At 37.7% G+C, this 17,410-nt stretch carries 9 protein-coding genes; 1 reads left to right on the forward strand and 8 read right to left on the reverse strand.

Annotated elements, in window-relative coordinates; translation table 11 throughout:
* Positions 1-137: 137 nt before the first annotated feature.
* Entirely contained in the window at positions 138-1,268 is a 1,131-nt protein-coding gene (locus tag BLU80_RS00005; protein ID WP_091391872.1) for an ISAs1 family transposase, read from the forward strand.
* A gap of 236 nt (positions 1,269-1,504) precedes the next feature.
* On the opposite strand, the gene BLU80_RS00010 is transcribed toward BLU80_RS00005, so the two are convergent.
* The 8 genes from BLU80_RS00010 to BLU80_RS00045 all read right to left on the reverse strand — a co-directional run bounded on the left by BLU80_RS00010 (position 1,505) and on the right by BLU80_RS00045 (position 17,366).
* The gene (locus BLU80_RS00010; RefSeq protein WP_211481691.1) at positions 1,505-3,166 is read right to left on the reverse strand and encodes a glycoside hydrolase family 43 protein; all 1,662 of its coding nucleotides are present in this window, start codon (positions 3,164-3,166) and stop codon (positions 1,505-1,507) included.
* A gap of 221 nt (positions 3,167-3,387) precedes the next feature.
* Positions 3,388-5,802, reverse strand: coding sequence for a glycoside hydrolase family 127 protein (locus BLU80_RS00015; RefSeq protein WP_211481692.1), 2,415 nt, complete (start codon positions 5,800-5,802; stop codon positions 3,388-3,390).
* A gap of 59 nt (positions 5,803-5,861) precedes the next feature.
* Complete coding sequence (locus tag BLU80_RS00020) at positions 5,862-7,841, reverse strand: alpha-L-arabinofuranosidase C-terminal domain-containing protein (protein WP_170831083.1); 1,980 nt, start codon at positions 7,839-7,841, stop codon at positions 5,862-5,864.
* A 97-nt stretch (positions 7,842-7,938) separates the two neighbouring features.
* The gene (locus BLU80_RS00025; RefSeq protein WP_091391877.1) at positions 7,939-10,032 is read right to left on the reverse strand and encodes a glycoside hydrolase family 43 protein; all 2,094 of its coding nucleotides are present in this window, start codon (positions 10,030-10,032) and stop codon (positions 7,939-7,941) included.
* Between the two features lie 99 nt (positions 10,033-10,131).
* Entirely contained in the window at positions 10,132-11,889 is a 1,758-nt protein-coding gene (locus tag BLU80_RS00030) for a family 43 glycosylhydrolase (protein WP_211481693.1), read from the reverse strand.
* A gap of 68 nt (positions 11,890-11,957) precedes the next feature.
* Complete coding sequence (locus tag BLU80_RS00035) at positions 11,958-13,559, reverse strand: GH39 family glycosyl hydrolase (protein WP_091391879.1); 1,602 nt, start codon at positions 13,557-13,559, stop codon at positions 11,958-11,960.
* Positions 13,560-13,635: 76 nt separating this feature from the next.
* Positions 13,636-14,949, reverse strand: coding sequence for a glycoside hydrolase family 43 protein (locus tag BLU80_RS00040; RefSeq protein ID WP_211481694.1), 1,314 nt, complete (start codon positions 14,947-14,949; stop codon positions 13,636-13,638).
* A 71-nt stretch (positions 14,950-15,020) separates the two neighbouring features.
* Entirely contained in the window at positions 15,021-17,366 is a 2,346-nt protein-coding gene (locus tag BLU80_RS00045; protein ID WP_170831084.1) for a glycoside hydrolase family 31 protein, read from the reverse strand.
* Between the last annotated feature and the right edge of the window lie 44 nt (positions 17,367-17,410).

Consider the following 17,410-nt stretch of genomic DNA (forward strand, 5'->3'; position numbering starts at 1 on the left):
TCAGGGCTGACGCATTAAAATTATTTTATTGAGTTATCCACATTTGAGGGTTCCTGTGTATTTGGCTCTAATATTAGAGTTTTTATTCACATGAGAGGTTTTGTTAGATTATTTGGTCTTTCATTGTAGGTAAAACCATGACAAGCGCCCCTTTAACCTATTTTCGTGGTTACAAAGACCACCGGATGAAACGAAAACAAGTACATAAGTTAGACACCATTATTGCAATAACCTTGGCAGCGATTATAAGTGGAGCTGAGAGTTGGTATGACATAGAAGATTTCGGGATAAAGAAACAGCGATGGCTTGGTCAGTTTTTAGATCTCTCGGGAGGCATCCCCTCCCATGATACTTTTAACCGTTTCTTTGCCAAGGCAGATAGTGCAGCCTTAGAGCAATGTTTCAGTGAGTGGGTTTCCTCGATAGCCAGCACCTTGAATGACCGGGTTATCAGCATAGATGGTAAATGCTTGCGTGGCAGCCGTGTAGACAGTGAAGGTAGTTTTATCCACATGGTCAGTGCCTGGTGTAATGAAAGTAATCTGGTTCTGGGTCAACAGAAGGTCTACGAAAAGAGTAATGAAATCACGGCAATTCCAAAGCTGTTGGATGCGCTCTTTATTGACGGGGCTATTATTACGATAGACGCCATGGGGACACAAAAAGAAATCGCCAAAAAGATAATTGCCGGCAAAGGGGACTACGTATTAGCGGTAAAAGGTAATCAGGAGTTCTTGGAAGATGACATTAAAGATGCATTTAAGGAAGTAAAGGCAGATGATGAATACGAGGCAAAAGTTGAATTGAGTCATGGTCGTATAGAAACACGGACAACTAAAGTAATTCATGATCTTGACTGGGTATGCAGTCGAAAAGAATGGCAGCAATTATATTGTATCATTATGGTACTAAGTAAACGAATAGATAAAAAATCGGGTAAACAGGAGGACGCAGTGCGCTATTATATCAGCAGTAAGAATGCTAGCGCAGAGCAGTTTAACAGTTATATAAGAAGCCACTGGGGCATTGAAAATAAATTGCATTGGACGCTGGATGTTGCATTCAGAGAGGACCAAAGCAAGAAAAGAGAGGGGAATGCTGCCCAGAACTTCTCATTAATGACCAAAGTAGCTTTAAACCTGATAAAAAACCATAATCCGGGTGAAAAAGACAAGGGAGGTACAAGAATTAGCGCCAGGCGAAAAAGGAATATGGCCGCCTGGGACAATGATTATCTGCTCGAAATGATAGCAGGGGCTAAAATTTAATGCGTCAACCCTGAGATTCCGATATGCTGGCTAATCTGATAAAATATATCCTCTTTTCCAGCATAAAAAACAGTCACCAAATGAAAAATTACCATGTGGTAGATTTTTTCAATTGCAAAATTCAATTACATGACTAGGCCTATAGCGAAAGCTGGCTAATTAGCAATCCCATAAAATGACAAACTACAGGAATCCTTAGCTAATTCCTTCCAATAAAGTCGTTCTCCTTTATTTCTCTACCTATCAACTTTAAAATAATCTATATCTATAAAACCCCCTGTTGCAATAGTTGCGTAATTATATATAGCAAACCTGGTTCCCATAAAAAGCTTTCTATAATCAAATATCATTTTGTAACCGCCACCTAATTCTTTCCAATTTTTACTATCCAAACTGTAATAAAAATTAGCAGAATCTGTTCCAGACCGAAAATCTCCCGTAATTTTTAAATAGATAACATTCCCATTTATATTAATACTTGACTTTACTTTCTCGTCAACACTAAGAACTGCCTTCCTTTTCTCGGACAATTCAACCACTTCTTCCTTCATCGAAAGCAATTTTTGATTGCCATTCATTTTCACTTCCAATAAACCTGAACTTCCATTAAATGCAGCAAAACCAGCAACATCTCCGTTTTTCATATGGGTTAAATCAATTTTAACTGCCGCAGTAGATTTTGGTCCAAACATACGTTGAGAAATCGTATTGGGAGCCAAATACAGGTTGTTAACTACTCTACTTGTTTTTAATCTTAAAAATCCGGGGCGTTCTTCTAGTGACCAGGCACTCCTAACTGGATTATGATTCCATTGCCAATTTAAACCCAAATTCTGCTCTGAGAAATCATCACTCAATAAAAAATTCTGCTTAACAGCATACGGAGGCAGTTTAATAACACCCGCCTCAGGCACTTTGCCATCCTTGGTTCCCAACATTGGCCAACCATCCTTCCATCGAACTGGCATTAGCAAAGGGACCCTACCAACAGCTCCCCTATCTTGAAAAACAAGTCCATACCAGTTTCCATTAAAATCATCGACAATGCAGCCTTGGCCCACAAATGAAAACCCACCAAAAGTTGACTCTAAAATGACTTTCTTTTCATATGGGCCTGTAATTTTATCTGCCCTATAACAGACCTGTCTTCTTTTCCCATCTTTAGGCCATGAAATCATTAAAAGATAATATTTGCCATTATATTTTATCGCCTGACTTCCCTCCAATAAGCCAGTCTCACTAGAATCCCTTTTAAATATCTGCATATCAACTCCGCCTTCTTTTACATCTTCCAGATCAGACCTTAATTCTCGTAACTGACCCGTTCCATAAAAAACATATACTTTTCCATCATCGTCAAAAAACAGCGAGTTGTCATGAAAGTGGGGTAACCTAGAGACGAGCGTCCATTTACGTGAAGGATCCGTTGTGGAAAAAACATAGGACCTAAAAGGCTCATCATTAGGAGAAAATAAATAATAAAATTTTCCGTTATGATACCTTATTGAGGAAGCCCACTGTCCTCTGCCATATACAGTACCGTCAACTAAGCTATATTTAGAATTATCAATTAAGCTATCGAAAACGTAATTAATAGTCTGCCAATGGACAAGATCTCTTGATTTCATGATTGGCGCTCCCGGCATCAAATGCATTGTTGTACTGGTTAAGAAATAATCTTTACCATGGCGTACAATAGACAAGTCAGGGAAGTCCGCCCATATGAGTGGATTTTCATAACTGGTGCTCTTTTGCGCCAACACAACATTGCCATCCAAACAATTAAATATAATAAAAAATAAATATGGAAAAATCCAAACAAAACTAATAGAATGGCATTTAATTTTTAACCCTGTCCATTTTCCAGCAAAACAATTCATCATTTCTAATTTAAACATGAAATAAATTAATAGTTATTCTTCTTAAGAAGCTAACTCAATCCAGGTTAATAGACTGTTCAATATATAAATTCTTCATTAATCTTATATTTCGAAGCATTATCAGGAAATCTGTTTGAATAATGATTAGAATATAATGTTCAGAAAAATTGTTTAATCAAATATTCAAAACATTTATATCTTAAAAAGGCCTCCTAATTCATTGCCAGGAAATTTAAATATTACCTAAGAAAACGAACATCAAATATGTGGCAATTATTTCTCCCAGGACCATTAATAAATTTAACTTCAACAGCCGAATCTTTTGCCAAATCCGGTTTAATTGGATAATCAATCCAGAAAAAAGCATCTTGGCTTACTTTTTTATTGATCGGTGGTGAAATCAAATGACCATTGACCTTTATTTGGAGGCCACCAGTGTCATCTTTATTCAGGTAAGTTACTCTTAGATACCTTACAGTGGAGTCCATTTTCATTTGGTAACTAAAGAAGCCATTTCCTGTAGACCGCCAATGCCTATCACCTATAATGCCAGTGAGAGAATGTTCAGATTCCATCAAATGATCCGTTTCTGGTTGTTGCTCACCAGCCACAACATAATCAACAGTTCTTGCTCTCAAAGGGAGCAATTTAGCATCTTCATTATTTAGCTGCTTCCTGCGTTGGGCAAGATGTTCCTTTCTGGCAATAGGCCAATAGACCATATACCGCGCATCTCGCACTTTAAAAAAAGGTATTAGTTTTAATCTTCGATTTTTTTCATCGGAAATTAAACTAGTAGCATCAAAAGTCAATATCCTAGGATTCAATAACCTAACTTTATCATTTACATGTGCAGTGTCAATTGATGTGATGCTGTCTGTAACTAGCATCGGTGATTTACTCAATGGGTATAAGGGCCCACTAGCGATATGATCAAAACGACCGCCATCCCCTTCAAGTCCAACTAAATCCGTCGTATCTGTGACAGCTGCCAGGACAACTGGCCCTCGCATCAGACATCCCCAATTAGAATTATCAGGTAGACCAACTAAATTTGTTTTCATAGGCAGGCAGATACTAATTAGGTCTCCCTCCTTCCATTTACGATTAATGGCTACATATCCAGCATCCTCCTTTACATCTTCATTAGCGTATTCAAATAATTTCCCATTAATCATTATTTGAAATTTTTGTCCTACCCAACTTGGTTTTCTGATGTAAAGCGTAAACGTTTGTGGATGCTTTAAGGTTAATTTAATCTGGGATTTTTCTCCAAATGGAAATTGCGTTGTTTGCGTAATGGTTATATTTTTTTGCTTCCAATCTAATGTAGAAGCAATAAATAAATTCACATAAATATCTGAAGCTTTGTGAGAATAAATCATTTCTCCATATTTGCCATGATTTTCCATCCCTGTTCCCACACAACACCAGAAATCCTTTTGTGGATTTGAGTATACACGATAACTTTCCGGCCGCAATGAACTAAAATAAACAAAACCCCCTTTAGATTCACGTTGAGTTGCCAATATCTGATTATAAAGCGTCCTTTCATAGTAATCCATATAATTAGACGATGGTCTTGATAAAAATAGTAATTCTGTCAATTTTAGCATATTATAGCTATTGCATGTCTCTGGTCCCTCAACGGACTCCATTAAAGAAGAAAAGTCATCAATGGGGTTAAAATGTTCATGCACGCTATTACCTCCTGTTGCGAGAGTGCGATGATTCACTACTGTATTCCAAAAGAATTGCGCAGCCAAACCATAGTCTCTATTTTCTGTATCAGCTAATGCTATTTTTTCAAAGCCTATAATCTTTGGAATTTGCGTATTTGCATGCAACCCTGTTAGACTATCCTTACTATTTGACAATTCACTCACAAAAGATTCCTGGCTGAAGCGTTTGGCAAGTTCAAGGTATTTCGAATTGCCCGTTAAAACACTAATATCAACGCAAACAGCATTCATGCCCCCATATTCAGTTCTGAGCATTCTACTTATTTGCTCTTTACTCATTGCATTTAATAAATCATAGGCCCAGTCAGCTAGCCTAACCAAAACAACTTTGGCTTCCTTATTATGTCCAATAACATAAGCATCCCTTAAACCGGAAAACAGCTTGTGCAAATTATACCATGGCACCCATTTTTTATCAAATAATTCAAAATTTCCGTTTCGAAGATCATTCCACATTTTACTTCCACCCGGAATACCTCCGACATATCCCAAAGGATTCTTTTTCTGGCAAATGGCAAGTTCATGAACCATGTAATTAAGTCTTTCTAAACACACTTTATTTCCCGTTGCAGCATACATCTGTGCTAATGCCGTCAAATAATGGCCAGCCGTATGTCCATCCAATCCCATACTCTCCCAATTACCATAGGATTCCGCTTTAACAGGAATCCCGGATTCTCTTAGAAAAGGAGCCAATAATCGATCTGGGTCAAGTTTTAAAATATACGCTAAATCAGTTTGTTGTGCATCATAAAATGGTCCATTTAATAACCTAACTTCATCCAACTTAAAACTCTCCATCGAGCTGGAGGCATTCACATTTTCAATTAGTGTCTGTGCTCCCAACATGCCATAGCAATTAATTAATACGACCAATAAAGCTAACTTGACAAAATTTTTATTAAAAAACATATTTTAAAATTTAATTAAAATATCCAATTTGTATATTATATTCATATAAGCACCTATTACTAATCAGCCTTTAATTGAATTACTGAAACAGAATATGGTGGTAAATTTCGATCAAAGCTCTTCGAAACTCCTTTAATTTCTGATTGGACAGGAATAACATCTGTAGGGTTTTTAATGGAATTCGTCTCCAAAGGAGTCGCAGCATGTAAAACAACCAATTTACCTTTTGCTTGAACCTTTCCTATACCCTCCAATTTTATTTTCACTTTCTGTTCGACTGACTTAGTGTTGACAATTTTAAGAAATACATTTCCATTTTTTGAATCTCTGGTAGCAACAAAAAACAACGTTGGGAGTGTTCTCGACTTTCTGCCTTCAGCAATCTCTTTTTCATTAAGCTGTTCCTGCTGAGTTAATACCGTATCTGCATCAATAGGTACAACTTTATTGCCTAAATGGTTACTAAACATTTTTTGGACATAATATGACGGAGATCCATAACTGTTTAATACATTATATCCTATTAAATCAGATTCCCATTGCATGGCTCCTTTGTTGACATTTACAAACAGTGGGGCATAACAAGACATCAAAACAATATCTGAATTACGTTCTAAACCAGTAAGCCACGCCGCATCTCCCAAAGCTGCATTAAAATTTGGTGTGGGGCTTCCTTCTCTAGTCGCCCACTCTCCAACCAATACTTTTGGGCCTTTTCGATCATAGTTGTCATAAAAAGTTGCAGAGGATTCAAAATCAGCTGCATTTCTATAAAAATGGTCATCAATCATATCAGCCTTGCCTCCTGGGACATCAAAATCTTTTCCAAACGTTGAAATAATAGTTAACTGGGGGTATTTTTCTTTTATGGCATTATAGAATTGAGCAAAGCGTTGTTTATAACTTCCAGAATGATCAAAGAAATCTTCATTGCCAATTTCAACAAAATGAAGTGGGAATGGTTCAGGATGACCGTCACTTGCGCGTTTGGCGCCCCATTTTGAATGAACATCTCCAATAATATATTCTATTTCCTCCAAGGCTTCATCTATAAAAGGCTCAAGTAATGGTCCTTCAAGATGATCACCTTCCAAAGTATAACCCGCAAAAACTGCCAATAGTGGCTCGCAATGAATATCTTCACACCATTGCAGATAATCCAATAATCCCATACCATCTGAAGACCTATAGCCCCATGTTCCCATATGTCCCGGCCTGTCTTCTATCGGTCCCAATGTCTTCTTCCAATCATATCTGGTACTAAACTTTCCTCCTTCTAAAAAGTTACCTCCAGGTAACCTTAAAAACGAGGGCTTCATATCAGCTAAAAGTTGCATAATATCTGGACGGTTACCGTTTGGTCGATTATTAAAAGTCGGCGGAAATAGTGAGCATGTACTAAAATAGAATGTCCCTGCATTCATGGTTCTAATGATAAATTTGGCGTCCGATGTTTCCCGTACATCATTTCCTGTTTTTAAAGAAAATTCATACTTTTTCCATCCGGGACCAGATTCAGACACTTTTGTCATAGCATAAACACCTAGATTGGTACTGTCATTTTCAATACTAACCGAAAATAAATGCATCCCTGAATCGCTTGATTTTGCATAAAAAAATCCTTTATATTCAGTGTTAGGACGAACAGGTATACCCCAATAACCTGAATTAGCAATCCCAGCGCCACTGGAACCGGCTTTTGTTACAGTAAGTTTTAGTGCCATTTTATTAGCGTCATTTAAAGGCTCTTCTGTCGTTAGGGACATAGTCGCTTGCCCGTCCACTCCAGAATTAAGCGTCCAATGTTCAGGATATTTATCGTTATCTTTAAAAGACCTATTTCTGATAATTTCTGCATAAATCCCACCATCATAAGCATAATTGATTTCTTCTGTCATTAAGCCGTACAACATTGGACTCACATTTCTAGTTGTGTCATCTAAATGCAAAGTAAGTGTTGTAGTCTGTGCGACCAAACTTGAAAACGAGGACACTGCAATGAAGCCAGAAACCAACAGTGATAATTTTCTATTTATCATAAAATAATTTTTATAAGTAATTTTTATTAAAAAGATAATATTTCTAATTAATCCAATGTTACGGATGTTAAAATTAATAAAACAAAATCCTTAATATTCAATAGCCCTCCACATTCCAGACTAAGACTATTCCATTTTTGCGGTTCGGGGCCGCCCCCGGCCAATCAGCAGAATATGGCTCTCCGGTTTCAGGGTCTAGTCCAAGGTAGCGATGAGTCTTGAGGGACATCAACATACATTGATTATGCAACATATCCTGCCACTGAAATAGACAGTCTTCCGATTCTTTCTTTACCAGTCTTACATCGCCGGAAAGTCCTTCTCCTGCAACGGTAAGGAATCCCATACCGTTTTGCGCTTCTAATACAACCCTTCCCAAACCACGATCCAATACGTTGAATTTCACGCCAGAACTTTTTGCTTCCGGCGAACCCGAATAAGCAAAATGCAACAGACCATGAGGGCTTGCATAAGCCAGTAGATTATTTGAAAAATTTCTCAAAGTTATTATCTTACCTAAAGGAGTGTTTTGGGAACGATTAGCCAAAGGTTCTTTCATAATAAAGTCGTCAAAATCTGCATATCCCCCTTCTCTACCTTCTGTATTAAATGCAAAAAGTGAATAGCGCACACCTTGAAAAGTCTTCATTTGATAAGCCAATTGCAGTTTACCTCCTATTGCCTGAAAAGTTTTAAAATTTTCACTATAACTAAAGTTTGCCGTATCTGATTCGTAATTGCCGTAAACGCGCAATGCAATTTTGGGAAAATTGAGCGGCTCTTCAAGTGTAGTATTTGTTACTTCATTATAAGAGCGCAAAAAGTATTTATTATTTCTAACAATAATGCCAATCCAATAATATGGTACGCTGAGCAATCCAAGACCTGCAATATCGCCCTCTTTCATGCCTGTTGCATCTAATGTTACAGTCGCTTCAGACACCGGGCCAACAACATGTTGTGTCAAAGTATTTTTAGCTTTGAAAAAATCAGAAGCCGGTAAAGTATGTAGACGTAAAACTCCTTTCTTTTCTGCAAGCGACCATTTTGCATTAACAGGAATATGATTCCATTGCCAAACAGGTTGAAGTTTAGATGAAGCAAAATCATCACTTCGTTTAAAAACCGAAACAGGTTTTACATTTACTCCTGTATTTGGCTTTAGCCAAGTTCGCGGGGAACGACCAAGATTACCAGGCAATCCAAAATAAGGCCAGCCGTCTTTCCATGTAACTGGCGACAGAAAAGTCATACGCCCCAAAGCTTTAGCATCTGCCATGGAAAAGCCCCACCAATCTCCGTTGGGTAAATCGACGATTCCACCTTGGTGCAATGTGTAAGCTGCAAAGTAATTGCCATTTCCAGGATCACTTAACTTTATCGTATCTCCCGGAACAGGATTTGCGGACCAGAAACCAAAATTCTGCGTTGTCCATCCTCTTTGAGTTCCCATTGTTTCCCGGTCGCTGATGACAACAGTCTGATAAGGTCCATCAATGTTATCGGCGCGTGCACACTGCATACGACCAACAGGTGCATAGTCGGCGCTTATTATGTAGTATTTCCCTTTTATTTTATAAAAATGGTGCCCTTCTCCCATGGCATTTCCCTTCGGAATAATAACCTTATCACTACCTTCAACATAACCGGATAAATCTGATTTTATTTCAATCAAGTGAACCTCATCGTAACCATATACAGCATAAATTTTATCACCATCAAACAGAACACCTAAATCATAAATTATACCACCCATATTTCTATGCGCCCAAGGCCCGGCAGGATTAGTCGATGTATAGACCTGCAACCCATAACCATTCACATTTACAAATATGTAAAACATGCCATTGTGATAGCGAATTGCCGGCGCCCAAATGCCATTGCCATAAGCGCCATGATTTCCTTCGAGATGAAACTCCGGTCCCAAGTCAAGCGTATCAAATGCGTAGGTCAATAATTGCCAATTAACCAAATCCTTAGAATGCAAAACCGGCAAACCGGGCATAACATGCATTGTACTGCCAACCATATAGTAATCATTGCCGACACGTATTATATCCGGGTCTGAAAAATCTTCGTAAAACAATGGGTTGGTAAATGTTCCGTTTCCATTATCAGCAACCCACGACTGAGATTTAACCTCATGAAAAACGAAAACAATTCCCAATAAAATCAAAATAATTTTCTTCATAATAATTTAGTGCAATAAAAATCTGTTCTCCTTCTGAACTTATAATTCAATGTAATATATCTAAGTTCGAATACGATTACATTTCTATGAATAAGATCACTATTTTACCATTACTACTTTCTTTCCTGTGCTTACACATTTTTCATCAAAGGCATCAATTGAAAAATAGTATTGTTCATTGGCGTTTAAACTTCTTATCTCAATCGAAGTAGTATCAAGTACCTGATAATTATGATAAAGTTTATCCGGCGATGAACCGTACCTGATATTATATCCTATAGCATCTCCATTTTTCTTCCAGACTATTTTTACTTTAGTCCGATCTTTTTCTGAACGATCAACTTTAAAATCATCAATAGTTCCGGGAGTACCTGAATAAGCATTACCAAAAACGCGTAAATCAGACAGGGCAAACGTTCCACTTGGTATATGGTAATTTATAACTTTAATATATCTTGCGGTTACGGGTTTCTTTAATTCAAAATAATTGTGCGTTAAATCGGAAGTCGCATTAGAGCTATCAACAAGTATTTGCCAAGTTTTTCCATCCGTAGAATATTGAAGAACATATTGTTCGTTAAGAGAAGGCGAGCGCCCAAAAACATCGGTTTGATTTTCGGCAAAGTTCAACTGGAGGGCGTTTATAGTACATATTTGTTGCAAATCCATTGAGAGCCATTCTCCTTTATTACCTGTTTTTGCGCTCCAATAGGTCCTGATATTTTCATCTGTCGCAAAGCTTCCCGGATGGTCAGGCAATTCAGACGAAACAGCTATATCTTTTTTATAAGAAAGCAACATCCAATTCGCAAACAATTCTTTAGGGTCAGCTATTTTATGCGATGGTATATGATATGGAAAATCTCCAAAACCTGTATATGCACTCAGCATACCATCTTTATCAAAGAAAGCAGGAAATAGTCCCAACCGTCTTTCAAACATGTGTTTTTGAGAAATAGTCATCGTAGCAATATGCCAATAATTTCCATACTTATCCATGAACGTGCTGCCATGACCTGCACCTGCAATAAATCCTTCAGGCTTCGATGAATAGGGATTATTACCTTGTATTACAAAAGGCCCAAGTGGGTTATCCGAAACATACACACCATCAGAATAACTCTTAAATTGTGTTCCTGGAGATGCATATTGCAAGTAATATTTTCCTTTATATTTATTCATCCATGAACCTTCTATCCAAGGATGTTCTATAATTTCATTGTAATCTCCGGGCCTTTCCCAGCCGTATAAACTGAAATGACAATTAAATAATTCTTTAGGTTTCCCAATAGGATTTAAAGATTTTCTGTCCAATTCAATGCCATAAATGGGATTGACATCTGAACATCCATAATATAAATATAGCCGTCCATCATCATCCAAAAACAGACAAGGATCTACAATAAAACCCAACGGAACTGCGGCATTGGCAACCTGCCACTTCCCTGCTTTTGGATTGCCGCTTTTATATATTGCCAAAGTTGGCTTAACAGAACAGGCAGTAAAATATAACGTGTCTCCAATAACGACAACTGTTGGCGCATAGTCTTCCAAGGGTAAATCTTTAGTTGTAATAAAATCCCAATTTATCAAATTTGACGAATGCCAATATCCTCCCGATTTTGAAGCAAACAAATAGTACTCTCCTTTAAATGTTATCATAGTAGGATCTGCCGCTTCGCGCCTTGAAGGAGAATCGAGATAAAAGCGATAACTAAGATTTAAAGGATTGCAAATTGTTGAAGGTTTAGACAATACAGTATTGTCGGACTGAGCATGGGATAAAGATGCAACGAATAAAAAAGCTGTTGCCATAACCCATCGCACATCATTCTTAAATAAAATAAATCTATACATTCCTAATTGCTTTAATTGTAAATATTCAGTACTCACGCACCACAAAAAATGTCATAAAACACCCCTTATCATAGTTTATTCAACTTAACAAAATACACATCATTCTGTCGCATGGTAAATTCTTTCTCTAACTTGCCATCGGCGGATATATTTATAATTTGCTGCTCCGACGGAGCGCCGCTATTCTGTTGTTTTAATTCAGCAACCTGTTTTCTGGTAAGCTGCGCCGGAGAACCCATCGACATATAAGAAGTAAAAGGATCATTTACCTTAAAACCGGTTCTGTATATTTCCATTGAATATTTTCCCGGCTTTAATCCGGTTAATTTAAGTTTTGCAGCAGAAGCCGGTTTTGCAGGAATTACACGATTATAAAACTGTTGGTCATTCGTTGTATCATTGGCATGATCGATAGTACAATCCCAAAAAAGAACACGGACATTTCCTGAAGAATCTTTGCAGACATAACTATCAGCATCTGTTGAAGCATACTCCTTATTTCCAAGTTCATTCATAAACTTAAACGCATAATAAGCCGGCTTTTTAATATCCTCGTAATTCATTAGTCCGAAACCTCCGTGAAAAGCCTGAAAGCGCGGACCTAATTCTTCAAAAATATCTGTGAAAGTCCAATAAGACATTGAGTTTACAGAAGAACCTGCCTGTTTGATACTGTTTAAAATAAACGGAGCTTGCTCGTAAGTATCGTGCATAAAATCCGTTGGCGTGTAGGAAGAACTCCATTCAGTATAATGCAATCCGAGATGTGGTAATGAAGAATTCAAAATCATCTCTTTCGTTTTCTTCATATTATTTGATACAGCATTTTTATTCGGATTAATAATAGTCCCCGATTCTCCGCTCGTATCAACGTGTCCAATCATTACGCCATATTCATGAGCCGTGATAAAATCAATTGGCACATGTTCATCTCCGCAAAATTTAAGCATTGCCGGAACCCAGGCATTACCTGCCGAAGCTGGACCGCCAACTCTATATTTTGATGAAACTTTTTTAATCGTCTCAGCCGTTTCACGATAAAGTTTGAAATAATCATTTTGGTCTCCGGAAAAAAAGTAACCTCTTAAATTCGGTTCATTCCATACTTCAAAAAACCAGGAAGCAACTTCATCCTCCCCGTAACGCTCTGTCCAATGTGTAACAAGGGCTTTAATAAGGTTGTCCCATTTGTTATAATCCTTTGGAGGTGTAATATTTCCTTTCCACCAAAAGACAGTCTGGTTGCCGCTCGCTAATGCTTTCGGCATAAAACCAAGCTCAACAAATGGCTTGATATGAATGCTCAATAAAAAGTCGTATAATTCATCGATATATTGCCAGTTATAAGACGGATTACCATACTTATCTTCTTTGTATACACCCATGTCATCGCTCAATAATCCATGAAACCTGATGTACCTGAAACCACACTCTTTCTGCACTATACGTAACTGCCTTTGCCAGTCGGCACGCAAGCCTTCGTTGGCACGACCAGCACCTATACATTCATTAAAACTCATGTTTAAAGGCGTGGGCGTTTGTTTTAGATTAGCTTCGATAATTCGCGCAGAGCCTGATTGTGCCTTACTATTTTTCGGAATAAAAAATAATATCGAGAAAACTGCAACAACAATTATCTTAATCCTAATCTTTAATATTTTCTTCCACATTCTCAAATCGTTTTTATTTAAAAAATTTTTATTGTCTGTATAGATAAAATCTCAACTATAATAAATTTCAATAGTATCAATGAAATCTCCACCAATCGAAATTGAATAATTCTCCTTCTCCTCCGGAGAATACTAAGTAAAGATCATGCTTGCCTTTAGCATCTCTCACTTTACATTTTGCGGTAGTCCAATTAAGCCATCCGCCTGTATTCTGAACATTGCAAATACCGACAAGCTTCCCGTTTAAGGAATCCAAATGCAATTCTATTTTTCCTCCGTTACCGCCGGAAGCAATTCTTGCTTCAAAAGATTTAGCTCCTTTTCCAAAATCTATATCCCTTAGTTTTATATAATCTTTGTTATTTATTTCTGTCACATAAACCCCGGTTTGCTTGTCTTCTGCAGTTTCTACACCTTCTTCCCATGCGATTGTTTCCGCTTCTGTTCGTTGATAAGGGTTCAGATTAATCACCGCACTTTTAACTCCCGCAGTCATATTAATTCTTGGAAATGAGCCATCGGAATTATACGTAAAAGGTTCTACACAAACAGAACGTGCAAAACCACCACCGCCGGGCAAAGCGCCATTGTGATAAAAGAAATAGGAACTCCCTTTGAAATCTATTACACCACAATGATTGGTAAAACTCTTCCCCTGAATAGTCATAATTGTATCGCGGTAAGTCCATGGTCCGACAGGATTATTACTTGTAGAATAAGCAATATGTTCCGGTACACCTCCTGCCGCATACAGCATATAGTACAGATTATTCCTATGATAAAACCAGGGGCCTTCTTCGTATTGCGTGGCGCGCTTAGGATCGTTGTAACGCTTGCCGAATGCTTCTGTTGTCAACGGAACTGTTTGAACATCGCCGGAATAAGAAAGCATATCTTTATTTAATTTCACATACCACAATCCGGGATTTCCCCAATACAGATAAGCCTGTCCATCGTTGTCAATAAAGACCGTAGGGTCGATATATCCAAAGCCGGGAGCAACCAAAGGTTTACCTAAGGCATCTTTAAAAGGACCGGACGCGTAATCAGAAACAGCCACGCCAATAGCAAAATTGCCTGTAACTTTTCCCGTAACAGGAACATACCAGTAAAATTTTCCGTTGCGTTCAATACATTGTCCCGCCCAGGCATTTTCTTTAGCCCATGAAAATGTACTAACGGACAAGGGCGTGCCTCTATTCGTCCAGTTTACCATATCCGTTGAAGAAAATACTTTCCAGTCTTTCATTTCAAAATACTTCGCACTATTTTCATCATGCCCAGTATAAACAAAAACAGTGTCTTTGTAAACCATTGGGGCAGGGTCGGTGGTATAACAGGTTTGAACAATTGGATTTTGAGCCCACCCATTCTTCAAAAAAGCAACCATAAATAGTAATATGAGTATAAAAGGCGAGATCATTTTATTTATCCTGCTCATTTTCAATTATTTATTGTTATTTATAATTTAATATTAATAGCCTTCCCCACATATTCGACTTTCCGGGTTACTATTGAAGATAAATCTGGTCCACTGCAGTTATTTTTATCAACTAGGACTATATCAAAATCTCTTTTATATAACATACCTGGAAAGTTGCCTTTTCTATTGTCAATTCGCAAAGTTTTAGCTTGGTCATTCCAATGAAAATGGATCTCAGAGTACGCGCCCTTCTCGTAATCATAATTATCATTTTCATCCTCATATAACACAAAATCTGCATCAGATCCGGGATAAACCCTAATCCTTAAATTTTCCCACCTTTTCTCTGTGGCATATTGTACATCTGGTCCCCATGGCAAAATTGCACCCGCTTTTACATATAACGGCATAATATCAAGAGGCACTTTCTTTTCAACCCATACCCCACCTTTCAATTGATCACCAGACCAAAAGTCAATCCATGAACTTCCAGAAGGTAGATATACTTTTTGCTTTTGAATTCCAGGTTTTGTAACGGGTGACACCAATATCGATTTACCAAAAAGAAATTCATTTCCAATTTCTGCCACATTGGGGTCTGCGGCAAAATCTGATTGTAATGGCCGCATTATTGATGCACCATTTTTAGTTACTTGCCAGGCAGTAGCATACAAATAGGGCAACAATCTATACCTCAATTTAATGTACTTTTCCAGAATATTGAAAATACGATCACCCGGTTTGCCAAATTGATAAATTTCTCTAGGAATATCCGTTCCATGGGATCTCATCATAGGCATGAAAGTTCCAAATTGCAACCACCTTGTATACAATTCCTGAAAAGCAGGGTTTTGGGCACCTCCGTCTTTAGTAAATTTTCCAGCAAAAAATCCACCAATATCAGTATTCCAATAGGGGATTCCCGTTAAGGAAAAATTGAGTCCAGCGGGAATCTGTCTGGCAAAAGTCTCCCAATCAGAAGTCACATCTCCACTCCAGGTGTTAGCACCATATCGCTGTTGACCCGCAAAAGCTGAACGTGTAAGAATGACTACCCTTTTATCATTTGAGACCTTTCTCTGATGCTTGTATATTCCACCCACATGCTCCAGTGGAAATGCATTCCGTACACTACGATAGGTTCCTAAATAAGTTTTCTCGTCAAAATCAGTATCCTTTTCATTTAAATGATCTGGTTCTGAAGAGTCCAGCCACCATGCATCTACACCTAAAGAAAATACTCCTTTATTAAGATATGACCAATAGATGTCTCTCGCACTAGGATTATATACGTCATATACGCGTGCTCCTGCATCAGGAGGCCAAGTATCGAAATGCATTAGCATATTGCTATCCTCAAGTTGTTTATATTGCGGAGTAGAAGGCCCAAAACCTGGCCATGCCACCACAAATAAATGCGCATTCAATGCGTGAACGCTATCCACCATTCTTTTAGGCCTTGGATACGTAAGAGAATCAAAAGCCATAGCATTCCAATGCACGTTATCACCCCAATATTGCCAATCCTGAATAATGCCATCCAAAGGAACTTTAAGTTTACGATATTGCTTTACAACATCCATTAATTCAAATTGCGTCTTATATCGCTCTTTAGATTGATTGTATCCATAAACCCAAAGCGGTAATAACGGTGCAGAGCCTGTCAAAAACCGCATGTCTGCAACAATATCATCCGTAGAATTCCCCTTCATAAAATAATAATCAATTCCCTTTGCAACCTGAGAAGTAAAACTAGTATTCCGGGCTGAATCTTTAAATTGAGTAGGTGAATAATTATCCCAGAATATTCCATAACCAGCAGTTGATTGAAAAAAAGGAATAGCTACTTTGGTATTTCCTTGTGCCAACCATATTGTTTTTCCTCTCTGATTCAAATTACCATTCTGTTGTTGGCCCAAGCCATAAATACACTCTTCTGGTTTTAAAGAGAACCCTTGGCTAATAGAAAAATCGCCCTTATCCGCACCTGTACAATCCTTTAATATAGTTGAACCCGGTAATTCTTCAAAAACCTTTTGCTTGCTGCCAATTTTGTAAAAAGTTAGGTTTCCCAGTTTTAGGCCAATTTCGACAATTAGAGAATCTGTTTGCAAGAAGACAGAATGCTTTGTATTTGAAACCTTAAATTTGGGATTTACCTCTGGCACCTGAATTACAGAGAGGCTATTTCTCTTTAATACTTTACCCTTTGGCATCTTTATCACACGAATAATGGAAGGAGAGTATACCTCAAGCGTTACATCTATTTCCCCAATATTTGCACTGATTCCTGTTTGGGTTTTCTGAAACCTTTGGCCATTTGCGTATGGTAATGAACTCATAATCATCCATAAGAAAAAGGCGCTTAAACAAAATAATTTCATAAGAAAAAATATTAAATTTATTAAAACATTCTATGGGCCACATT

The sequence above is a fragment of the Arachidicoccus rhizosphaerae genome (assembly GCF_900107765.1).
GTDB lineage: Bacteria > Bacteroidota > Bacteroidia > Chitinophagales > Chitinophagaceae > Arachidicoccus > Arachidicoccus rhizosphaerae.

Excerpts from the sequence above, each read along its gene's own strand:
- BLU80_RS00015 (WP_211481692.1), bottom strand. The coding sequence starts at position 5,802 with ATGTTTTTTAATAAAAATTTTGTCAAGTTAGCTTTATTGGTCGTATTA.
- BLU80_RS00025 (WP_091391877.1), bottom strand. The coding sequence starts at position 10,032 with ATGAAGAAAATTATTTTGATTTTATTGGGAATTGTTTTCGTTTTTCAT.
- BLU80_RS00040 (WP_211481694.1), bottom strand. The coding sequence starts at position 14,949 with ATGGTTGCTTTTTTGAAGAATGGGTGGGCTCAAAATCCAATTGTTCAA.
- BLU80_RS00030 (WP_211481693.1), bottom strand. The coding sequence starts at position 11,889 with ATGTATAGATTTATTTTATTTAAGAATGATGTGCGATGGGTTATGGCA.
- BLU80_RS00005 (WP_091391872.1), top strand. The coding sequence starts at position 138 with ATGACAAGCGCCCCTTTAACCTATTTTCGTGGTTACAAAGACCACCGG.
- BLU80_RS00035 (WP_091391879.1), bottom strand. The coding sequence starts at position 13,559 with ATGTGGAAGAAAATATTAAAGATTAGGATTAAGATAATTGTTGTTGCA.
- BLU80_RS00045 (WP_170831084.1), bottom strand. The coding sequence starts at position 17,366 with ATGAAATTATTTTGTTTAAGCGCCTTTTTCTTATGGATGATTATGAGT.
- BLU80_RS00020 (WP_170831083.1), bottom strand. The coding sequence starts at position 7,841 with ATGATAAATAGAAAATTATCACTGTTGGTTTCTGGCTTCATTGCAGTG.
- BLU80_RS00010 (WP_211481691.1), bottom strand. The coding sequence starts at position 3,166 with ATGTTTAAATTAGAAATGATGAATTGTTTTGCTGGAAAATGGACAGGG.